Below are 18859 nucleotides of genomic sequence, written 5' to 3' on the forward strand. Positions count from 1 at the left end.
AGGCGATGTCCGACGCCCCCGCACCTGCGAACGCCCCCATCGTCGTGATCGGCGCCGGTGTGATCGGCGCCTCGATCGCTCACCACCTGGCCCGTGCGGGACACGACGTGGTCGTGCTCGACAGGGGAACTCCGGGCGCGGGGGTGACGGCCGCGTCGTTCGCCTGGGTCGGCATCGCCAAGAGTCCCGCCGACGCGTACGCGGGTTCGCTCCGCGAGCGTGCACGGCCGGAGTTCGATCGGGTCCTCACCGAGATCACCGCGCCCGTCGGGCTTCGTCCGTTCGGTGCGGTCACGTGGGAGGACTCCGACGCGCTGACTCGCGCCTTCGTCTCCGAACACCAGGCCGCCGGGCACCGGATGGAGCTGCTCACGGCCCACGAGGCGCGGATGCGGGAGCCGAGTCTGCGCGACGCGCCCGACGTGGTGGCCTACGCCCCGGACGATCTGGGGGTCGACCCCGTCGCCTTCACACGCGCCCTGCTGCAGAGCGCACAGGAGCACGGGGCGGAGGTGCGCACCGCAACGACCGTTCTGCGGCTGCTTCACGATGACGGCCGCGTTCGAGGCGTGGTGACCGACCGGGGCGTGATCGAGGCGAAGAGCGTCGTCCTCGCGGCCGGCACCGCGTCGACCGGTCTCGCCGCATCGGTCGGAGTCGACATCGACGTCGCGGGGTCTCCGTGCTGTCTACTGCGCCTCTCCACGCCCCGCCCGCTCGTGCGCGGCATCCTCTCCACCCCGGAGTTCGAGGTCCGCCAGCTGGACGACGCAACACTCCTCGCTGCAGAAGACGTTCCCCTTGGCTTCTCCGGTGACCCGCGAGAGCTCGCCGTGGCCACTCTCGCCGCCATCCGCCGCTCCTTCGTCGACGCCGACGAGGTCCGCCTCGAACATGCCGTGATCGCCGATCGTCCGATACCCGCGAACGGCCAGCCTCTCGTGGGCCCGGTGCCGGAGATGCCCGGCCTCCACCTGGCGATCGCCCACCCCGGCGTGATCCTGTCCGCCGAGATCGGGCGTCAGATCGCCGCCGCCCACACCACGCTCTGAGGTGTCCTCGACGCGCGATCAGCCGTCGAGGTGCCGGCGCAAGGCGGCGGTGATGTCGTCGACCGCGGCGAGCTGCTCGGGCGAGAGCGCTTCGACGAACAGGTCGCGGATGGCGCGGAGGTGCGGGACGTTCGCGGCTCGGAACGCCTCGGCTCCCTCGTCGGTGAGCAGCACGTCGACGCCGTGCACGCCGTCGACACACGGGACCCGCCGCACAAGACCGCGCTTCTCCATCCGCCCGAGGTGATGCGAGAGTCGGCTACGCTCCCAGTCGATCAAGGCCGCCAGCTCGGAGGAGCGCGCCCTGTGCCCATCGGCCTCGCTCAGCGCGAGGAGCACCTGGTAGTCGCCGGAGGAGAGTGAGGACGAGTTCTGGAGCTGCGCGCCCAGACGATCTCGCAGGGTGGCAGAGGTCTCGACGAAGCCCCGCCAGATGCGCAGCTGCTCGGGCGTCGGTGTGCTGCGGCGGCGCTCTTCGGTCATCACACCTCCCGGGAATTGATACGTCAATCATACGGTTAGACGCTATTGACACGTCAATCCGGAGGCGCCGGATCGTGGAGAAGGGTCGTGGTGGAGATGACGGAACTCGAGTTCGGACTGAACTCCTTCGGTGAGGTGGCGACCGATGCCGGTCGCGTCATGTCTGATGGCGAGACGCTGCGGCTGCTCGTCGAAGAGGCGCAGCTGGCGGAATCGGTCGGCCTCGACGTGTTCAGCATCGGCGAGCACTACCGCGAGGGGCACATGGACTCCGCGACGCCCGTGCTGCTGGCGGCTGCGGCGCAGGCCACCTCGACGATCGGCCTGGGTTCGTCGGTGACCGTGCTGTCGACGCAGGACCCGGTGCGGCTGTACCAGGAGTTCGCGACCGTCGACGGGCTCTCCGCCGGACGCGCCCAGCTCATCCTCGGACGAGCATCGGCGATCGAGTCGTTCCCGCTCTTCGGCTACGACATCGCCGAGTACGAGCAGATCTTCGAGGAGAAGCTCGACCTGTTCCTGCGCCTGATGCGCGAAGACCGCGTCACCTGGAGCGGCACCTACCGCAGCCCGCTGGAGAACGTGCGCCTGCAGCCGCGCATGCCGGAGGGAGGCATCCCGGCATGGATCGGCATCGGCGGCAGCCCCGACTCCGTGATCCGCGCCGCCGAGCACGGACTGCCTCTGATGATGGCGATCATCGGCGGAAGACCCGAGCGCTTCGCCGGCCACGCCCGCCTGTATCTGCGCGCCCTGGAGCAGTTCGGGCGCCCCGAGCTCCCGATCGGACAGCACTCGCTCGGCCTGATCGCCGACACCGACGACGAGGCGAAGAACGTGCACTGGAAGCACTGGGAGCCGGTCGTGACCCAGATGAGCAAGGAGCGCGGCTTCTACGCCCCCACGCTCGAGCGGTATGAGGAGGAGGTCGACACCGGGGCGCTCTACGTCGGCTCCCCTGAGACCGTCGCGCACAAGCTCGCGGCCGCCGTCCGGAGCAACCACCTGTCCCGGTTCGACCTGAAGTACGACATCATGCACCTGCCGAAGGATGTGCGCGAGCGCAGCATCCGCCTCTTCGGAGAAAAGGTCGCCCCGCGCGTGCGCGAACTGCTCGTCGAGGATCCGGGAGAAGGCGCGTTCGCCGACCCGGGCGTCGCCCGCATCACGAAGGACGGCAAGGCCGTCCACGCCTGAAGGAGAGCGTCATGAACGACACCATCGAGACCATCGGCATCCTCGGGGCGGGCAAGGTCGGCACCACGATCGCACGCCTCGCCCTCACCGCGGGATATCGGGTGCTCATCGCCGGTTCGGGTGCACCGGAGCGGATCGCGCTCACGATCGACGTCTTCGCGCCGGGGGCCACCGCGGTGACGGCTGAGGACGCGGCAGCCGACGCGGACGCCGTCATCCTCGCGCTTCCGCTGGGCAAGTACCAGACGCTCCCGGTCGCGCAACTGCACGGAACCCTGGTGCTCGACGCCATGAACTACTGGTGGGAGACCGATGGGATCCGCGACGACCTGAGCGATCCGCGCACCTCGACCAGCGAGCTGGTGCAGGACTTCCTGTCCGGGTCACGCGTCGTGAAGGCCCTGAACCACATGGGTTATCACGACCTCGAAGACGAGGCCCGGCCGACGGGAGCGCCCGGGCGGAAGGCCATCGCCATCGCGGGGGATGACCCTGCCGACCTCGCCCTCGTCACGGCGATGATCGACAGGCTCGGCTTCGACCCCGTCGTCCTGGACAGCCTGGCAGAGGGCAGCGTGCTTCAGCCGGGGAACCCCGCGTTCGGCGCCGATGTCACCGCTCAGGAACTGCGCGGGCTGATCGGAATGGTGTCGCCGACCTCGCCGCGATGACCGACGGAGGTCCGAGCCGGGGCGACGGGGCGGGCTAGGCTCCCAGAAGTCGGCGACGACGAGGCTCATCACGACCACGGAGGCACCGATGCACCGATCCCCCGCACTGCGCACCGGCGCACTCGTGCTCGCCGGAGCCCTTGCGTGCGCCGGGTGCTCCGCGACGAGCACGATCCCGAGCCCGCCCGCGGCCGTCGGCGACGGCTTCCCCGGCACCTGCCTGCCGTCGGAGGTCCGCTGGCCCTCCGACTTCCTCGAATCCCTGCCCGGAGAGTCCGAGGCGACCGGCGGCACCATCGTGGGCCTGCGCCTCGAGTGGGTCGACTCCGACTTCGCATGGCGGCTACGCAGCGCCGACACCCGCCTCGACATGTTCGGCGAACGCGTCGACGACCCGAGCTTCGGCACGGAGTCGCTGGTCGACGTCCGCACACTGGAGGTCATCGCGACGGGCGAGACCGAGCTCACCGAGGCGGAACAGCAGATGAACGGCAGCAGTGCGTACAGCGTTGCCCAGCTCTCGGGCGAGACGTACCCGAGCCCGCTGATCGTCGAGATGGCGCGGGTCATGAAGGACGGCTCGCCCGTGTGGCAGCTCACCATGTGCGACACCGCCACCAACGAGCTCACGGTCACGACCCTGAACTGATGCGCACACGCCCGCCCGCATCCCTCCACTCAGCTAACTTGCACGTTGGTGTGCACGTACTGTGTAAACTCGTCCTGTGAAACAGAGCTGGCGGGTCTACAAGCGCGACGTCAAGAGACTCTCCCGCGTCCCCAAAGCGTGGATCATCATCATCGGGGTGCTCATCACCCCGGCCCTGTACGCGTGGTTCAACATCAACGCGTTCTGGGACCCTTACGCGAACACCGCGAACATCCGCGTGGCGGTCGTCGATCTCGACGAGGGCGCCACCTCCGACCTCACCGGCCACATCGACATCGGCGAGCAGGTGACGGAGCAGCTCGAGGACAACGACCAGCTCGGCTGGACCTTCATGGGCGAGGACGAGGCTCAGGAGGCGGTGAAGAAGGGCGACGTCTACGCCGCCATCGTCATCCCCGCGCAGTTCAGCGAAGACCTCCTCAGCATCACCACCGGCGACTTCACCCAGCCGGCGCTGGAGTACTACGTCAACGAGAAGGCCGGAGCGATCGCGCCGAAGATCACCGACGTCGGCGCGTCCGAACTCGACAAGCAGGTCACGAGCGCCTTCAAGGAGCAGGTCGCCCTCGCCGCGACGAACGCCCTCAAGGACGTCGGCGACTCCACCGAGCTGCGGCTGCTGAACGCCAGGGACAACACCCTCAACGCCTTCGACCAGGCGGCGGAGACCCTCGCGTCGGCGCGCGAGAACCTCGCCGAGACGCAAGACGGGCTCACCTCCTCCCGCGGCACGCTCTCGTCTGCACGGAACACGCTGGGCGACGTCGACAAGACGCTCGGCGATGTGCAGAAGTCGCTCGTCCAGACGCAGTCGATCATCGCCGAGACGCAGAAGGAGGTGATCGCCTTCACCGACAGCGCCACGACCGCGTTCCTCCAGGGCACGTCCCTGCTCGCCGATGCGTCTTCGAAGGCGAACGTCTCGATCACCCGTCTCACCCAGAGCCTCGAACAGGCGGGCGTGCGCATCGACGCCGGGATCGACGACGTCTCGAACGTGCTGAAGGCGAACGAGGCGGCGGTCGCCCGGCTGCAGACCCTCCTCGACAACACCGACCTCAGCGACGACACGAAGCAGCGCCTGACCGAGGTCATCTCCTCGCTGCAGCAGCGCAACGCCACCGACCAGCAGCTGCTCGCGGACCTGAAGGACCTCAAGGCCGGCGCCTCGGACACCGTGAACGCCGTGCAGGCGACAGCCGACGCGGTCGACCAGGCGATGCAGGACACCCGGGATGCCTCGTCGGCGATGCGCGACATCCTCACACGCACCGTCCCCTCCCTGAACAGCGCCATGTCGCAGCTGTCGGCGAGCGTCGGATCGCTCTCGGCGGCGCTGGATGCGCAGAAGGGCGTGCTCGCCCAGGCCGACCAGCTGCTGGCCGGGTTGGACTCGCAACTCGTGGCCACCTCGTCGGCGCTGGCGAGCTTCGACAACGACCTCGCCGGCATCGAGCAGGGCCTGCAGACATCGCGCACCGACGTCGTCGCGCTCAACGCCGCATCCGAATGGGGCCTGCTCGGCACCCTCACCGACCTGGAGCCCGACCAGATCGCCCAGTTCATCTCCTCCCCCGTCGAGGTCGACGAGCACCTGGTGTTCCCGGTCGACACCTACGGGTCGGCGATGGCCGCACTCTTCACGAACCTGTCGCTGTGGATCGGCGCCTTCGTGCTCATGGTGATCTTCCGCGTCGAGGTCGACACCGAGGGCGTCGAGGGCGTCACGGTGCGCGAGGCCTACTTCGGCCGTTTCTTCCTCTTCGCGACGCTCGCCGTCGGCCAAGCACTGATCGTGTGCATCGGAAACCTCATCATCGGCGTGCAGACCGTCAGCGCGGCGGCCTTCGTCGGCACGGGCGTGCTCATCGCCCTCGCATACGTGAGCATCATCTACGCCCTCTGCGTCGCGTTCGGGCACGTCGGTCGTGGCCTGTGCATCCTGCTCGTGATCATGCAGATCCCCGGCGCGTCCGGGCTGTACCCGATCGAGCTGATGCCGGGATTCTTCCGTGCGATCTATCCGCTCCTGCCGTTCTCCTACGGCATCGACGCGATGCGCGAGACGATCGGGGGCTTCTACGACGGCCACTACTGGCGCTTCCTGGGCGCCCTCGCCGTGTTCGTCGCTCTCGCGTTCCTCATCGGGCTCGTGCTGCGCCGCCGTCTCGCGAACTTCACCCTGCTCTTCAACCGGCAGGTCCTCGCCACCGACCTCCTCATCGGCGAAAAGGTGCAGGTCGTCGGCAGCGGATACCGGCTCACCGACGTGATCCGAGCGCTCTCGAACCGCGGGGAGTACCGCGAAGACCTCGCTCGCCGCGCCGAGCCGTTCACCCGCCGCTATCCGGCGCTGCTGAAGGCGACGGTGCTCACGGGGGTCGCGGGGCTCGTCGTGCTCGGGGTCATCACCTGGGCGCTTCCCGGATCGAAGGCGCTGCTGCTGGGACTGTGGACGCTCTGGATCCTCCTCGTCATCGGATTCCTGGTGGCCATCGAGTACATCAAGCACAGCTTCGAGAACGGCGAAGAGGTCGCTGCTCTCGACGACGCCGAGCTGCGTGAGCTCGCCCTCGCCGGGCCCGCCGGCCATGCAGCGGTCCTGCCCACCACGACGGACGAGCCGCTCGCCACGAACCCCTCCTCACCGGTCGCCGCCACCGAGGCCGACGTCGCGGATGCGCCGGCCGAGCGGGACGAGCCGGCCGCCGGCGCCGAGGCCGACGCCCTGCTCACCGAGTGGTTCGATCCGCAGTCGGACCCCGGGCCCGACCCGGATGCCGAGCTCGTGCAGGCGGAGACCACCACGGCGGCGGACACCCCTGAGTACTCCTCCGATGCACCTGACTCCCGGGAGGACGAGGAGCGGACGGACGAGGAGCGGACGGACGAAGACGAACGGGCGGACGAAGAACGAGCAGAAGGGGAGGATCGCGCGTGAAGGACATCCTGCACCTGACGCTCCGCGACGTGCGTCACGCGACCCAGAACGTGATGGCGTGCATCGTCCTCTTCGGGCTCGTCGTCATCCCGTCGCTGTTCACCTGGTTCAACGTCATCGCCAGCTGGGATCCGTTCGCGAACACGAAGGATCTGAAGATCGCGGTCGCGAGCACCGACGCCGGATACGAGAGCGACCTCGTCCCGATCCGCGTGAACGTGGGCGAGCAGGTGCTCTCCCAGCTGCGTGGGAACGACCAGCTCGACTGGGTCATCACCGATGAGCACGACGCGATCGACGGGACGAAGTCGGGCGAGTACTACGCAGCGATCGTCCTGCCGGAGACGTTCAGCGCCGACATGCTGACGTTCTACGCCGACGGCGGCGACCGCACGCACATCGCGCTCTACACGAACGAGAAGAAGAACGCCCTGGCGCCGAAGATCACCGGGCAGGGTGCGGAAGGGGTGTCGTCCGCGATCAGCGACACGTTCGCCCAGACCCTCGGCGACGTCGCTCTCGGCCTCGTCTCGTCGATGTCCGACTACCTCACCGACGAAGACACCCAGGCGGCGCTCACCCGCGTCGAGGCGCGCCTCGGAAGCGTGGGCGCTCAGCTGCGATCCGGCGCGCACACGGCCGACACGTTCACGGCTCTGCTCGAGGCGAGCCGTCCCCTGCTCGACAGCGCCTCGGCCCTGGTCGACGAGGCCGGTGACGCGTTCACGGACACCTCGGGTGCACTCGGCAGCGGGGTGGACGCGGCGAGCACTCTGAAGTCGACGCTGCAGACGGCGGCGCAGTCGCTGTCGGACGCCCTCGCGGCGACGTCGAGCAGCTACGAGGCCGTGGGGCAACGCGTCGACGAGCTGTACGCCGAGGCCGGTTCGCTCAGCGGCAGCCAGGTGCAGGCGATCACCACGCTCGCCGAGCGCGTGCAGCAGCAGATCGATCAGTACACCGCGATCAAGAACACGCTGGTGACGCAGGTCGGGCCGAACCTTCCCGAATCCGCCCAGCCCGACTTCGACGCCGTGATCAGCCGGCTCGACGAGGCGATCGCGCGACAGCAGGCCCTGCAGGAGCGCCTCCAGAAGGCGGCCACCGAGATCACGGCCGGCAACGACTCCGCACAGAGCTCCCACCAGGAGATCACGGCCGCGATCGCCGAGGCCAAGAAGGCCATCGCCGACGCACGGAGCACCTACGACAACGGGCTGAAGGCGCAGCTGAACTCCCTCTCGTCGACGCTCACGCAGATCGGCTCCGATGTGTCGGCGATCCGCTCCGACCTGTCCGGCATCACCTCCGGGCTGTCCGGGGCCTCCGACTCCGTGCTGTCGACGCTGTCGCGCGCGCAGGAGGCCACGACACAGCTGTCGGCGTCCCTGAACGCGATGGCCGACCGGTTCGACACCGTCCAGCAGTCGATGGCGAAGGCCGCGGACACGGGTGATCTCAGCGAGCTGATCGGCGCCGACCCCGGTGTGCTCGCCACATCGCTCGCCGAACCCGTGCGCCTCGACCGCACCGCCGTCTTCCCCGTGGCCGGGTTCGGCGCGGCCATGGCACCGCTGTACATGATCCTCGCCCTGTGGGTTGGCGCGCTGCTGATGACCGTGACGATCCGCGTCGATGTGAACGCCGAGACCCTCCCCGATCGCCCCGAGCTCACCCCGACGCAGAAGTACCTCGGCCGCTACGGCATCTTCGGGCTGGTCGGTCTCGCGCAGAGCACGCTGCTGACCCTCGGTCTGATCCTCTTCGTGCAGGTCGAACCCGCGCATCCGCTCCTGCTGATCCTGGCCGGCTGGGCGATCTCGACCGTGTTCACCCTCATCGTCTACACCGCGGTCGTCGCGTTCGGCAACGCGGGCAAGGCGCTCTCGGTGCTGCTCCTGGTGATCCAGATCTCGGGTTCGGGCGGCGCGTATCCGCTGCAGCTCCTCCCCGACTGGTTCCAGAGCATCAGCCCATTCCTCCCCGCGACTTATGCGGTGAACATGGTGAGATCGGCGATCGCCGGCATCTACCAGGCCGACTTCTGGTGGGCCCTGGGCGCCCTCGCGCTGTTCATCATCCCCGCGCTGCTGCTCGGGCTCGTGCTGCGGCGCCCCCTGATGACGTACAACCGCAAACTGGTCGAAGCGCTCGCGTCGACCAAGCTGATGTCCTGACTCCCGCGAGTCCGCGAAAGGACCCCGAAGTGACCGCACCGAACCCGCCGCGTCGACGAGATGCGCTGGCCAATCGCGAGGCTCTGCTGCGCGCGGCGCAGTCGGTGCTCGCCGCCAACCCCACGGCGTCGCTCGACGTGATCGCGCAGGCCGCCGGTCTCACGCGTCGGTCGGTCTACGGTCACTTCGCCGACCGTGACAGCCTGCTTCGCGAGGTGATCGCGGTCGGGGCTCAGCGCTTCAACGCGATCGCCGAAGCGACCGACGAATCCGATCCCCGGGTCACGTTGGCGCGGATGGCGACGCGGCTGTGGCGGGAGGCCTCCGCCGTGCGCGCCTCGGCCAACATCGCCCTCGACGACGTGCATCTGGCCGACACCGTGCTCGCCCTCGCGCCCCTGCGTCGCCGCATCCGCGATCTGACGAGGGTCGGAGTGGAGTCCGGGTCGTTCCGCGCAGACATGCCGGCCGAGCTGCTCGCCTTCCTCATCGAGGAGACCGCCCGGGCCACACTTCGCGAGCTGCGGCTCACCACGACCGACGCAGACTCGACCGTCGTCCGCGTGGTGCTGAGCATCGTGGGCCTGTCCTGGACGGAGCAGGCCGAGCTCATCGGCGCACACCCCGAGATCTTCGCGCAGGACTGAACCGCGGCGACCTACGCCTCTTCCGCCTCCGCTCGGGCGACGCTCGTACGCTCGCGTCGTCGCGCCGCCCCACCCCGCGCGCGCACACGGAACCACAGGGTGAGCTCCGTCAGCGCTCTGACGGTGGTGTCGATGTCTGATCCGGCGTCCAGATCGGCGAACGAGTCGCGATACCCGGGCGGACGACTTTCGCCAGGACGGAGGACCCGGTAGCCCATGGTCCAGTCGGGGAAGCGGCGCTCGGCGATCGGCTCTTGCAGGAGTACACGCAGGTCGTGATGCCGGGAGTCGCTCCGGATGATGTCGACGAGTCCCGCAACGGTCTCCGGATGCCCCTCGAGCACCTGGATGAAGCGCCCGTCCCGATGAAGGAGCATGCCCGTGATGCCGCGTGCCTCATTGAGTCGTCGGCACAGCCTCAGGAGCTGCTCGAGCGCAGTCTCCCGAAAGGGCTGAGATGCCGTGCTGGTGTAGACGAGGGACACCAGGCCGGACCCGGCGGTGGAACTCACAGCGCCACCCCCTGCTCGCTGTCATCGAGCCGCGGCGACGTCGCGTTCATCAACTGCTCCACGGCGTTCGTGGCCGCGGGCAGCGTCGCGAAATCGCCGAGATGCAGGGACCGCGCATCGAACGCGCGATACCCACCGTCCGCCTGCCGGTCGACGTATCCCAGAAAGTCGCCGCGCCGGCTGCCGACGTGGAAACCCTCCTCGACGCACGCCCAGAGGACATCGGGATCAGGTCGGGCATCATGCGGCACCTCAGCAGGATATGCGTGCAGTGTCCACAGCGCGCAGCCCTTTACATCCGACCCGGGGGTGCGCTAAGCGCGAGCGCCGTTCTCGATATCGATGTCGAGCGCGGGGATGACGATCTCCTCGCCGCCCTCGTCCTCCTGCGCACCGCGCGCGGGGAAGAGGGGGTGCTCACGGAGCGCTGCGGCCTCCTCGGAGAAGTCCGGGTCGACGCCGTCGGAGAGGTGGGGGCCGACCAGAAGGTCGTTCCCGACTCCGACGATCAGATCGGCGGAGTCCTTCTGCCCGTCGATGACGATCGGCAACCGCAGGGCCGCTGATTCGCCCTCGCTCGCGATGGCGGCGGCGAGAGCGACGAGTGCTTCGGCGACGTCGTCGGTCGTGACCACCTGTTGGCCTGCATACGACACGAGTTTCATGACCACGACGGTGCCATGACCCGACCGGGACACCCAAGGGGGTTGTGCGCACCACGCCCCGGACGCTAGTTCGTGCGCGTCCTCACTCGATCTCGCCGGTCCTCCCCTCGATCGGCAGCGGGGACGAGAGAATGGAGCATATGTCCGCGAGATCCCGTCGGCCGCTGCTCTCCTCCGTGCGTCGCCTGCTCCACACCGATCCTTCGGCTGTCGCGCACACCGAGGCCATGCCCATCATCGACGAGCGCACGGTTCCCCGGGTGCTCGACCTCGCGACACGCATCGGAGAATCGATGTTCGCGGTGGGGGCCTCCGCACACGAAGTCACGCTCGCGATCACCCGCGTGTGCGACGCGTACGGGATGCGGGGCGTGCAGGTCGACGTCACCTACAACTCGATCACGGTGTCGTTCCACCTGAGCGGCGAGGTCTGGCCCGAGACGCTGGTGCGCGTCGTGCGTGTCACCGCGCCCGATCACGCCAAACTGCAGCGTGTGCAGGCCCTGGTCGCCGACATCGACGACGGACTCGACCTCGAATCCGCGCGCACCACGTTCCGCGCCATCCGACGCGTGCCGTTCCGCTATCAGCAACCGGTCGTGATCGTCGCGCGCGCCCTGCTCGCCGTCGGCGTCAGCATCATGCTCGGCGCCTCCCCGATCATCGTCGGGCTCACGTTCGTCGCGGCCCTGTGCGCGGCGTTGACGCAGGCCGGACTCGCCCGACTCCGAGTGCCGCTGTTCTTCAGCCAGATCGCCGGAGGCTTCGTGACGACCGTCGTCGCCGTCGTGGTCTCGGCACTCGGCGCGGCGGGTATCGAGCCGTTCGTCGACATCCGCCCATCGATCATCGTCGCCTCCGGCATCGTCCTGATGCTCGCCGGTCTCACCGTGGTCGGCGCGGCGCAGGATGCGATCGACGGCTTCGCCCTCACCGCCGGCGGACGCATCCTCGACCTGACGATGCAGACCCTCGGGGTCGTGATCGGCATCCTCGTCGGCCTGGAGCTCGGAGGCGTCCTGGGTTTCACCATGGACCTCCCCGACGACCCGGCGCCGTTCGGCCCCGTCGTGAACCAGTTCGCCGGAGCGATCATCATCGCGATCGCGGTGGCGGTGTTCAACGGGGCGGGCATCCGGATCATCCTGGTCAGCGCCCTGCTCAGCGCCGTCACGCTCGCGGGCTACTCGACCTCCGTGGCGCTGAACCTGCACCCGGCGGCGGCGAGCGCGGTCGGCGCTCTGCTCGCGAGCTTCCTCGGGATGCTGATCGCCCGCAATCTGCACGTGCCCTCGGTCGCGGTGACCACTGCCGCGATCGTGCCCCTCGTTCCCGGAGTCGCGGTGTTCCAGGGGCTGCTCGAGATGGTCCACGCCGCCGGCACCTCCACCGGCATGCTCCTCGCCGGCGGATCGCTCATCGACGCGGCGGTCATCGGCATCGGTCTGGCGTCCGGCGCCTCGCTCGGCCTCTATCTCGGAACCCCCGTGCGGGCGACTCTCGCGAGCGTCGCAAAGACCCGAGCCCGCGTCCGCCGCTGACGACCGCCCTTGCGTTCCCCGCTGGTCGAGAGCACCGCGAGCACCGCGAGTTGAGCAATATATCGGTTGCGACGTACAATTCTGGTGAATTCTGGCGGGCTGAAGAGCGCCCGTTGACCGAGCGGATGGGCGACCGGCCCGCTCGGGGGTGGTGCGCTCCTCGGCAGCCGATACCGGCCAACCGATTGGAGTGTTGAGATGTTCACGATGCCCGATCCCCGATTCGAGCTGAGGAAGATCACCGATACCGAGTGGTTGATCCTCGATCACCGCTATGCCTCGAACGATTCCCGGCAGACGGTCGCGTGCGTCTATCAGGTCGATGCCGTCGAGGTGGAGGTCGTCTGGTTGCGGGACCTTCCTCTCGCGAGCGCGTACATGTCCGCGGCCGACGTGCTGGAGGATGTGCAGCGGTTCCACGCACCGCGCCGCGCCGGACGCCCCGTCCCCATCCCGCACCTGCCACCCCTCGCCACGGCGTGACGGAGGTCTCCATCAGGGAGGAACCCGGATTCTCCGCTCGAGGGCGCCCGCCTGTCAATGGGCAGGCGGGCGCGGGGCACAGGGGCGACACTGGTCGATCACCCACCGATCGATCGGAGCACCTGATGTCAGACCCGCAGAACCACACGGACGACGCCCCCGAGGTCGAAGCCGAAGGCATCGACCCCGACATGCCCTCGACCGACGACGGCCCGGATGAGACCGACAACCTCGGAGCCGAGGACGGCAAAGGCACCCCGCCGACCGTGCCGCCGACGGACGCCGGTGGCCCGGACAAGGACGTGCTCGCCGACGATCCGCGCGGCGACTGACGGCGACCGATAGCGCGGTCTCGCCGACCGGAGCGCCTCCGCGATCACGCCGCGGGGGCGCTCAGCCCTGTCCGGGCTTTCCCCACGTCTCCCCGGGAGCGAGGGACGGGCATGTCGCGGACGTGCTGAGAGCCGCGACCTCTGCCCGGATCGCCACGCCCGCATCCATCTTCGCGACGGTGTAGACGACGCCCTGCTGCGAATCGTCTGCGGGGATGTAGCCGATGAGCACGCCGTCGAGGTTAGGATCCTCCGGCCACGGCGGACCACCCGCTGTGCTGACGAGATCGGCCGTGGGGTTCTCGCGCAGCCAGTTGGCGGCGCCCGCCACGGTGGAGTCGGCCAGGGTCCAGTACCCCTCCAGCTGGGCGACCGGCTGGCACGGCCATCCCTGATACGAGGTGAACGAGGCGGGGCTGTCCGACACGCGCACGGCTCCCGGCGGTACGACGGCTGCGTCCAACCACGCCTGCGCCTGCTGCTCCGCGGCGTCGTCGACGCCCTGGGGCTCCGCGTCCGGCGCCTCGGTGGGCTCGCTCGTCGGGGCTGAGGAACCGTCGCCGGTGGCAGAGGCGCACGCCGTCAGCAGGAGAATGGCGGTGAGGCTGATGATCAGAGCGGGGCGCCGTTGCATGCCTTCACTCTAGGGAGCACGATGCCCGAGCGGGCGGCGGACGCGCTTCGCGATGAGGAGTACCGTACCGGCGAGCGCGAGCGCGATCCCCGTGGCCGCCAGCGCGAAGCCGTCCCCACCGGAACGCGCGAGTTCGCGAGGAAGCGACTGGCCACCATCGTCGACGGCTGCCGGCGGGGCGGCGACGACCTCGCGTGTGAGGGTCTGATGATCCCCCGGCACGGCGCCGCCTCGAGCATCGGGGCTCGTCGCCTCGACGCCGACGACGATCGCGGCACCGCCCGTGAGCACCAGGGCGGAGAAGGAGACGGTGACGCTGGCTCCGGGCGCGATCGCTCCCGTCCAGCGCAGCACATCGCCGTCGAGGGTGGCGACGCCCGCCGTGGCTCCGATCGGACGGTCGATGCGTGCCGCACGCAACAGCGACGCCAGATCGGCCGTGAGCGTCGCGTCCGTCAAAGGCACGTTCCCGGTGTTCGTGAGCGTGAACTCGTACCCGACCCGGTCGCCGGGGCGCAGCGAGGTGCCCTCAGCGGGTGTCGCGATCGTGTCGAGATCGAGCGCCGGCGACGCCGCCTCGGCGGTGCCGATCCCGGCACTTCGTCCGGTGTACATCAGCAGGGTGGACATCTGAGTGGACCCCGAAGGATCGTGGAGCGCGTCAGACACGGCGCCGATGGCGTTGAACAGCCCCACCGCTCGACCGGCTTCCGGCACCGCGGGGTTGTCGGCGGGGAGATAGGTGACGACACCGGTGACTTCCCGCGGGGTTGAGAGCAGATAGAAGGCGCCGTCGGCGGGGTGCGGGATCGTGGCGCTCACGACCGGGGTGCCGTCGAGGGAGTCGTCGCAGTCGAGGACGTAGTCGGTACCGGCGGCGAGAACGGTGCCGCCGCTGACGGGGATGTTCACGGGCCCGGGATCAACAGGGAACTCGCGCAGCTGCACACCGGCGCAATCCGGTGTCGATCCGGTGAACGGAGGGCCCGGGTCCGCGCCCGCGGCCACCCACTGGCCGCCCCGGGCAGCGAGCGAGGAATCGCCCTCGGCCTTCGCCTGGACGACGAACCTGCCGGTCGAGGTGCTGGTCGCGCCGTGGACCCAGTGCCCGCCGACGTACCGGAAGAGGTCGACCGCGACCCCGTACGCGACGTCGGCGGCATGACGGACGCCATCAGCGTCGAACACCGCGTGGTAGGTCCCTCCCCCGTCGGAGAGGATCCCGCTGCCGACGACCTGCAGGAAGAACGTGAAGGTTCCGCTGACCTTCCTGCTGTTCGCGGCGGTCTCGGTGAAGGTGCCGGTGATCGTGTCGCCGTCCGGTCCCTGCGCGGTCACGTCGACGTCGACGAGCGCCGCTCCCGCGCCATCCGCGATCGATGCCCCCTCACTCAGGACGGCCCTGGTTCCCGCCGGCGCGCGCACAGCGAAGGTGTCGCCCGCGTTCGGGAGGTCTCGCTCCACGGTGAGGGTGACGGCGAGATAGGGCAGGGCCGCCGACGGGACCAGAGGATTCGATGCTTCGTACGGAGCCACCGAGATGTCGGTGACCGTCGGGGCGTTCTCGGCGGCGGACGCGGGGGCATCGGCGACTCCGGCTACTCCGGAGAAGATGCCGGCGGCAAGGAGGAGCGCGAGCGCGGAGCGTTTCAGGGAACGACGAATGGGGGGCACGACGGAGACTGCTGACTGCTCGCTGATGACGCCTACCCGAGCTGATCGAGGACGAGTTCTCCGCGGGCGTTGAGGTTCTCCATCATGCGCTCGATCCGCTTCGCGTCGATCTCCGGCATCTTCGCCCCGTCGAAGGCGAGGGCCAGGGGAATCGCGGGGTGCATCCAGATGGTGAGCCTGCCGGCCGGGTTCTTCTCCTCCGGCAGCCAGGTCATCATGAAGCTCTCATGACGGCGGAGCTTCGTGCCGATCACGATCTTCAGGTGCGCCAACGTCGCATCATCGATCTCGATCGGAGGTCGTGAGCTGTTGTACTCGAGAGTTCCCATGATCTGAGGCTACTCCGAACCTTCGCGCCGGTGATGGGGCACCACCGTGGATATCGACGGCGTGCGCGCTCAGCTCTCGTGGAAGCTCGAGGGCGGCGCACCGAACGTCCGGGTGAACGCGGCGGTGAACGCGGCGGGAGACGAGTAGCCGAGACGCCCGGCGACCCGGGTCACCGGCATGCGGCGCAACAGCGCGAGGCTCGCCAGCAGGCGCGCACGCGTGCGCCACGATGACGGGCTCGTGCCGGCGGCCTGGCGGAATCGACGATCGAAGTTGCGCACGCTCATCAGCGATGCGCGGGCCCAGTCGACGGTGGTGACGGCGACATCGGGTCGGGCGAGATACTCCGTGCACAGGGAGCGGAACGGCTCGGCACGAGGGAGGGTCACGGACAGCGGAAGCGGGCTCACGCGTTGCAGCTCTTCCAGGATCAGGTGCACGACGGTGCCGTCGCGGCCGGCCGCGTCGTAGTCGGCATCGAAGTCGTTGGCCTCGCGCAGGAGCTCGCGAAGGAGCGGCTCGACCTCGACCACCGTGCAGGATGCGGGCCACCACGGCACGGCGCTCGGCTCGATGTAGAGGCTCCAGGTCGTGACGTCGAGCATCCGCACCTCGTGCGACGTCTGCGCGGGGATCAGCACGGCACGGTTCGTCGGGACCGTCCAGGATCCGTCGAGGGTCTCGACCTGCATGACGCCCGTGGCACCGTAGAGCAGCTGGGCTCGACGATGCGAGTGGTGCGCCAGCAGGTGATCGGGCGGGTAGTCGGTGCCGATCGGAAGCACCTCGACAGGGAGGGGGTCGTAGTCGGCGAGGAGGACGTTTCTCACCCTCCGAGCGTAGTGGCCGAGTCTCGATGAATTTCGGCTGTCACGAGATTGTCGGCCGCGATCGGAGCCGGTCGAATGGAGGGGTGTCCTTCGCTCTGCTCATCCTCGTCGGCCTCGGCGTCGGCGTCACGACGGTTCTCTTCGGCTTCGGCGGCGGATTCGTCACCGTGCCCGTGATCACCCTGGTCGGCACGGCACTCGGTGGGGATGCCGTGCGCGTGGCGACGGCGACATCGGCGCTCGTGATGCTGGTCAACGCCATCGTGGCGACCGCCGCGACCCCTCGGCCCGTGCTCGCCCGCCTCTCCGGACGATGGCGCCTCTTCGCCCTGCTCGCGCTGGGCGGTGCGGTCGGTGCGGTGGCGTCCCGTTTCGCGCCGGTCGCGCTCCTCACCTGGGGCTTCGTCGCCTATGTCGCACTGACGATCGTGGATCTGGTCATCCGCCCCGGTTTCATCCGGCCACTGTCCGGTCGGGCCATCGACGACGAGGGCTCGAGACCCGGCGGAGTGCCCGACGGATTCGGTCTTCCCATCGGCACGGTCGCCGCCTTCCTCGGTGTCGGCGGAAGCGTCATGACGGTGCCGATGATGCGCAGAGCAGGTGCCGACATGCACGTGGCCGCTGCGCTCGCCAACCCCCTCACACTCGTGATCGTGCTGCCCGCGCTGATCGTCTCGCTGTGCACATCAGGAGCGCTCCCCGACGCACAGGGACTCGTCGGATCAGTGGACGTCGTCTCGGCGCTGGCGCTCCTCCTCGGCTCCATCCCCGTCGTCATCCTGCTGCGGCGACGCCCGCCTCGCATCCCCGACCGAGTCCACTCCTGGACCTACGTCGCGCTTCTCGTCGCGGCAGCGGCGACTGTGGCTGTGGTCGGGTAGCCGTGGTCGGGTAGCGGTCGTCGGGTAGCGGTGATGGCGTGAGAGTCCGCGGCATCCTCCCGCTGATGTCGTAGCCTCGACCCATGGTGAGCCCCAGCGAGAGCGCAGTCGCCGAACCGTCGACTGCGCCGCGGACCACGACCGGACGCTCTCTGGCCGTCATCGGACTGACGATCCCGCTCATGCTGTTGGTCGACTACGCCGTGTCGTATGCGACGGTCGTGGCCCTCTTCGGCGCTTCCCCGCTCTTCCTGGTCGCGGCGATCCTCATCGCGTTCGCCGTGCTGGCGACCGGGATCGCTGTTCTGAGCAAGGTGTTCACCGGAAGGCCCGCGGTACTGGGGACTCTGGTCGCCGCGGGCGTGCTCGCGTGCGCGGGCGCGTTCGGCCTCGTGAACGGCATCCTCGGCCCACTGGCGCTCCAGATGAACGCGCTGCTGCACGTCGCGGTGTGCGTTCTGTGCGCTCTCACCCTGGGGCTCTTCCTCGGTCCGATGCCCCTGCGGGTCATCGGCGCATTGTCGGCCGCGGGCCTGATCGCCGTGCTCGCGCTCACCCCGACAGCGGCGGAGACCGCGGCCGTCGAGCACGCGAATGCCGAGTCCGACCGGCTGGCCGACGCGAAGGCGAGTTGGATCGACTCCGGAAAGTTCCCTCTCGTCACCGACCTTCCCGGGTGGTCGAACGTCGAGACCAGGGCCACCGGGACGGACGCGAGCACCTGGGTACGCAGCGACACCGGCGCCGTCGCACGCGTCATCATCCAGTGGAACGCGGTCGGGCCCGACCCGCTCGCGCCGTGCAACTTCATCGGCGGGCCCGGGCTGGAGTGGGATCAGGGCGTCGACCAGCTGCCGTCCTGGTGCGTGCGGTCGGGCGACCAGTGGTCGCGGTCGGACGGAAGCGCCGTCTACGTCTTCGACGCGGGCACGGGAACCACGATGTGGATCATGGCGTTCGGCGGGTACGACGCCGAGAGGGTCGGCGGTTCGGGCGCTGCCACCGCGGAAGACATCGCCGCTCTGATTCCATCGCTGCAGCCCATGAGCCGGCACGACGTCGAGCGCTACCTGCTCCCGACGTTCGACGGCATCGACAGCCCCGAGGTGCAGCTGCCCGACATGTGAGAGGGGGAC

The 18859-nt window shown here is 69.1% G+C and carries 20 protein-coding genes; 12 read left to right on the top strand and 8 right to left on the bottom strand.

The window, feature by feature from the left end; all coding sequences use genetic code 11:
• Window positions 1-5 precede the first annotated feature (5 nt).
• Entirely contained in the window at window positions 6-1052 is a 1047-nt protein-coding gene (locus ACFVWL_RS03615; RefSeq protein ID WP_387178582.1) for an NAD(P)/FAD-dependent oxidoreductase, read from the top strand.
• Between the two features lie 18 nt (window positions 1053-1070).
• Here the strand turns inward: ACFVWL_RS03615 and ACFVWL_RS03620 are convergent, their stop codons facing one another.
• A complete protein-coding gene (locus ACFVWL_RS03620) occupies window positions 1071-1535 on the bottom strand; it encodes a MarR family winged helix-turn-helix transcriptional regulator (RefSeq protein WP_387178584.1) in 465 nt (154 codons plus the stop codon).
• Between the two features lie 96 nt (window positions 1536-1631).
• Here ACFVWL_RS03620 and ACFVWL_RS03625 point away from each other — a divergent pair, with 96 nt between their 5' ends.
• The 6 genes from ACFVWL_RS03625 (at window position 1632) to ACFVWL_RS03650 (ending at window position 9838) form a co-directional block, all read left to right on the top strand.
• On the top strand, window positions 1632-2732 hold the full coding sequence (locus ACFVWL_RS03625; protein WP_387178587.1) for an LLM class flavin-dependent oxidoreductase: 1101 nt from the start codon (window positions 1632-1634) through the stop codon (window positions 2730-2732).
• An 11-nt stretch (window positions 2733-2743) separates the two neighbouring features.
• Window positions 2744-3403 carry an NADPH-dependent F420 reductase gene (locus tag ACFVWL_RS03630; RefSeq protein ID WP_387178590.1) on the top strand — a complete coding sequence of 220 codons (660 nt, stop codon included), beginning with the start codon at window positions 2744-2746 and terminating at the stop codon, window positions 3401-3403.
• 88 nt (window positions 3404-3491) lie between these two features.
• Window positions 3492-4052 (top strand): hypothetical protein, encoded by a 561-nt coding sequence (locus ACFVWL_RS03635; protein ID WP_387178593.1) that lies wholly within the window; start codon window positions 3492-3494, stop codon window positions 4050-4052.
• A gap of 76 nt (window positions 4053-4128) precedes the next feature.
• Window positions 4129-7014 carry a YhgE/Pip family protein gene (locus ACFVWL_RS03640; protein WP_387178596.1) on the top strand — a complete coding sequence of 962 codons (2886 nt, stop codon included), beginning with the start codon at window positions 4129-4131 and terminating at the stop codon, window positions 7012-7014.
• Complete coding sequence (locus ACFVWL_RS03645; RefSeq protein ID WP_387178599.1) at window positions 7011-9191, top strand: YhgE/Pip family protein; 2181 nt, start codon at window positions 7011-7013, stop codon at window positions 9189-9191. Before ACFVWL_RS03640 ends, ACFVWL_RS03645 begins: the two co-directional genes overlap by 4 nt.
• 29 nt (window positions 9192-9220) lie before the next feature.
• On the top strand, window positions 9221-9838 hold the full coding sequence (locus ACFVWL_RS03650) for a TetR/AcrR family transcriptional regulator (RefSeq protein ID WP_387178601.1): 618 nt from the start codon (window positions 9221-9223) through the stop codon (window positions 9836-9838).
• Between the two features lie 11 nt (window positions 9839-9849).
• Here ACFVWL_RS03650 and ACFVWL_RS03655 read toward each other — a convergent pair whose 3' ends face one another.
• From ACFVWL_RS03655 to ACFVWL_RS03665, 3 genes are all read right to left on the bottom strand, one after another.
• Window positions 9850-10350: a BLUF domain-containing protein gene (locus tag ACFVWL_RS03655; protein ID WP_387178604.1), complete on the bottom strand. Its 501-nt coding sequence runs from the start codon at window positions 10348-10350 to the stop codon at window positions 9850-9852.
• Entirely contained in the window at window positions 10347-10601 is a 255-nt protein-coding gene (locus ACFVWL_RS03660) for a hypothetical protein (RefSeq protein WP_387178607.1), read from the bottom strand. The genes ACFVWL_RS03655 and ACFVWL_RS03660 overlap by 4 nt, the downstream gene beginning before the upstream one ends.
• Before the next feature lie 63 nt (window positions 10602-10664).
• On the bottom strand, window positions 10665-11015 hold the full coding sequence (locus ACFVWL_RS03665; RefSeq protein WP_387178610.1) for a hypothetical protein: 351 nt from the start codon (window positions 11013-11015) through the stop codon (window positions 10665-10667).
• A 140-nt stretch (window positions 11016-11155) separates the two neighbouring features.
• Between ACFVWL_RS03665 and ACFVWL_RS03670 the strand changes: the two genes are divergently transcribed.
• The 3 genes from ACFVWL_RS03670 to ACFVWL_RS03680 all read left to right on the top strand — a co-directional run bounded on the left by ACFVWL_RS03670 (window position 11156) and on the right by ACFVWL_RS03680 (window position 13371).
• Window positions 11156-12556, top strand: a complete 1401-nt coding sequence (locus ACFVWL_RS03670) for a threonine/serine exporter ThrE family protein (protein ID WP_387178613.1) — start codon at window positions 11156-11158, stop codon at window positions 12554-12556.
• 207 nt (window positions 12557-12763) lie between these two features.
• Complete coding sequence (locus ACFVWL_RS03675; RefSeq protein WP_387178616.1) at window positions 12764-13039, top strand: hypothetical protein; 276 nt, start codon at window positions 12764-12766, stop codon at window positions 13037-13039.
• Window positions 13040-13164: 125 nt separating this feature from the next.
• On the top strand, window positions 13165-13371 hold the full coding sequence (locus ACFVWL_RS03680) for a hypothetical protein (RefSeq protein WP_387178619.1): 207 nt from the start codon (window positions 13165-13167) through the stop codon (window positions 13369-13371).
• Window positions 13372-13432: 61 nt separating this feature from the next.
• Here the strand turns inward: ACFVWL_RS03680 and ACFVWL_RS03685 are convergent, their stop codons facing one another.
• From ACFVWL_RS03685 to ACFVWL_RS03700, 4 genes are all read right to left on the bottom strand, one after another.
• Window positions 13433-14005, bottom strand: a complete 573-nt coding sequence (locus ACFVWL_RS03685; RefSeq protein ID WP_387178622.1) for a hypothetical protein — start codon at window positions 14003-14005, stop codon at window positions 13433-13435.
• Between the two features lie 9 nt (window positions 14006-14014).
• Window positions 14015-15679: a hypothetical protein gene (locus tag ACFVWL_RS03690; RefSeq protein ID WP_387178625.1), complete on the bottom strand. Its 1665-nt coding sequence runs from the start codon at window positions 15677-15679 to the stop codon at window positions 14015-14017.
• 32 nt (window positions 15680-15711) lie between these two features.
• Window positions 15712-16008: a hypothetical protein gene (locus ACFVWL_RS03695; RefSeq protein WP_387178628.1), complete on the bottom strand. Its 297-nt coding sequence runs from the start codon at window positions 16006-16008 to the stop codon at window positions 15712-15714.
• A 69-nt stretch (window positions 16009-16077) separates the two neighbouring features.
• Window positions 16078-16839 (bottom strand): AraC family transcriptional regulator, encoded by a 762-nt coding sequence (locus ACFVWL_RS03700; protein ID WP_387178630.1) that lies wholly within the window; start codon window positions 16837-16839, stop codon window positions 16078-16080.
• An 83-nt stretch (window positions 16840-16922) separates the two neighbouring features.
• Between ACFVWL_RS03700 and ACFVWL_RS03705 the strand changes: the two genes are divergently transcribed.
• Entirely contained in the window at window positions 16923-17723 is an 801-nt protein-coding gene (locus ACFVWL_RS03705; protein WP_387178633.1) for a sulfite exporter TauE/SafE family protein, read from the top strand.
• Window positions 17724-17806: 83 nt separating this feature from the next.
• Window positions 17807-18850, top strand: a complete 1044-nt coding sequence (locus ACFVWL_RS03710) for a hypothetical protein (RefSeq protein WP_387178635.1) — start codon at window positions 17807-17809, stop codon at window positions 18848-18850.
• Window positions 18851-18859 lie beyond the last annotated feature (9 nt).

It is taken from the genome of Microbacterium sp. NPDC058269, assembly GCF_042881445.1.
Lineage (GTDB): Bacteria > Actinomycetota > Actinomycetes > Actinomycetales > Microbacteriaceae > Microbacterium.

Excerpts from the sequence above, each read along its gene's own strand:
- ACFVWL_RS03710 (WP_387178635.1), top strand. The coding sequence starts at position 17,807 with ATGGTGAGCCCCAGCGAGAGCGCAGTCGCCGAACCGTCGACTGCGCCG.
- ACFVWL_RS03635 (WP_387178593.1), top strand. The coding sequence starts at position 3,492 with ATGCACCGATCCCCCGCACTGCGCACCGGCGCACTCGTGCTCGCCGGA.
- ACFVWL_RS03680 (WP_387178619.1), top strand. The coding sequence starts at position 13,165 with ATGTCAGACCCGCAGAACCACACGGACGACGCCCCCGAGGTCGAAGCC.
- ACFVWL_RS03630 (WP_387178590.1), top strand. The coding sequence starts at position 2,744 with ATGAACGACACCATCGAGACCATCGGCATCCTCGGGGCGGGCAAGGTC.
- ACFVWL_RS03615 (WP_387178582.1), top strand. The coding sequence starts at position 6 with ATGTCCGACGCCCCCGCACCTGCGAACGCCCCCATCGTCGTGATCGGC.
- ACFVWL_RS03670 (WP_387178613.1), top strand. The coding sequence starts at position 11,156 with ATGTCCGCGAGATCCCGTCGGCCGCTGCTCTCCTCCGTGCGTCGCCTG.
- ACFVWL_RS03625 (WP_387178587.1), top strand. The coding sequence starts at position 1,632 with ATGACGGAACTCGAGTTCGGACTGAACTCCTTCGGTGAGGTGGCGACC.
- ACFVWL_RS03685 (WP_387178622.1), bottom strand. The coding sequence starts at position 14,005 with ATGCAACGGCGCCCCGCTCTGATCATCAGCCTCACCGCCATTCTCCTG.
- ACFVWL_RS03620 (WP_387178584.1), bottom strand. The coding sequence starts at position 1,535 with ATGACCGAAGAGCGCCGCCGCAGCACACCGACGCCCGAGCAGCTGCGC.
- ACFVWL_RS03665 (WP_387178610.1), bottom strand. The coding sequence starts at position 11,015 with ATGAAACTCGTGTCGTATGCAGGCCAACAGGTGGTCACGACCGACGAC.
- ACFVWL_RS03675 (WP_387178616.1), top strand. The coding sequence starts at position 12,764 with ATGCCCGATCCCCGATTCGAGCTGAGGAAGATCACCGATACCGAGTGG.
- ACFVWL_RS03695 (WP_387178628.1), bottom strand. The coding sequence starts at position 16,008 with ATGGGAACTCTCGAGTACAACAGCTCACGACCTCCGATCGAGATCGAT.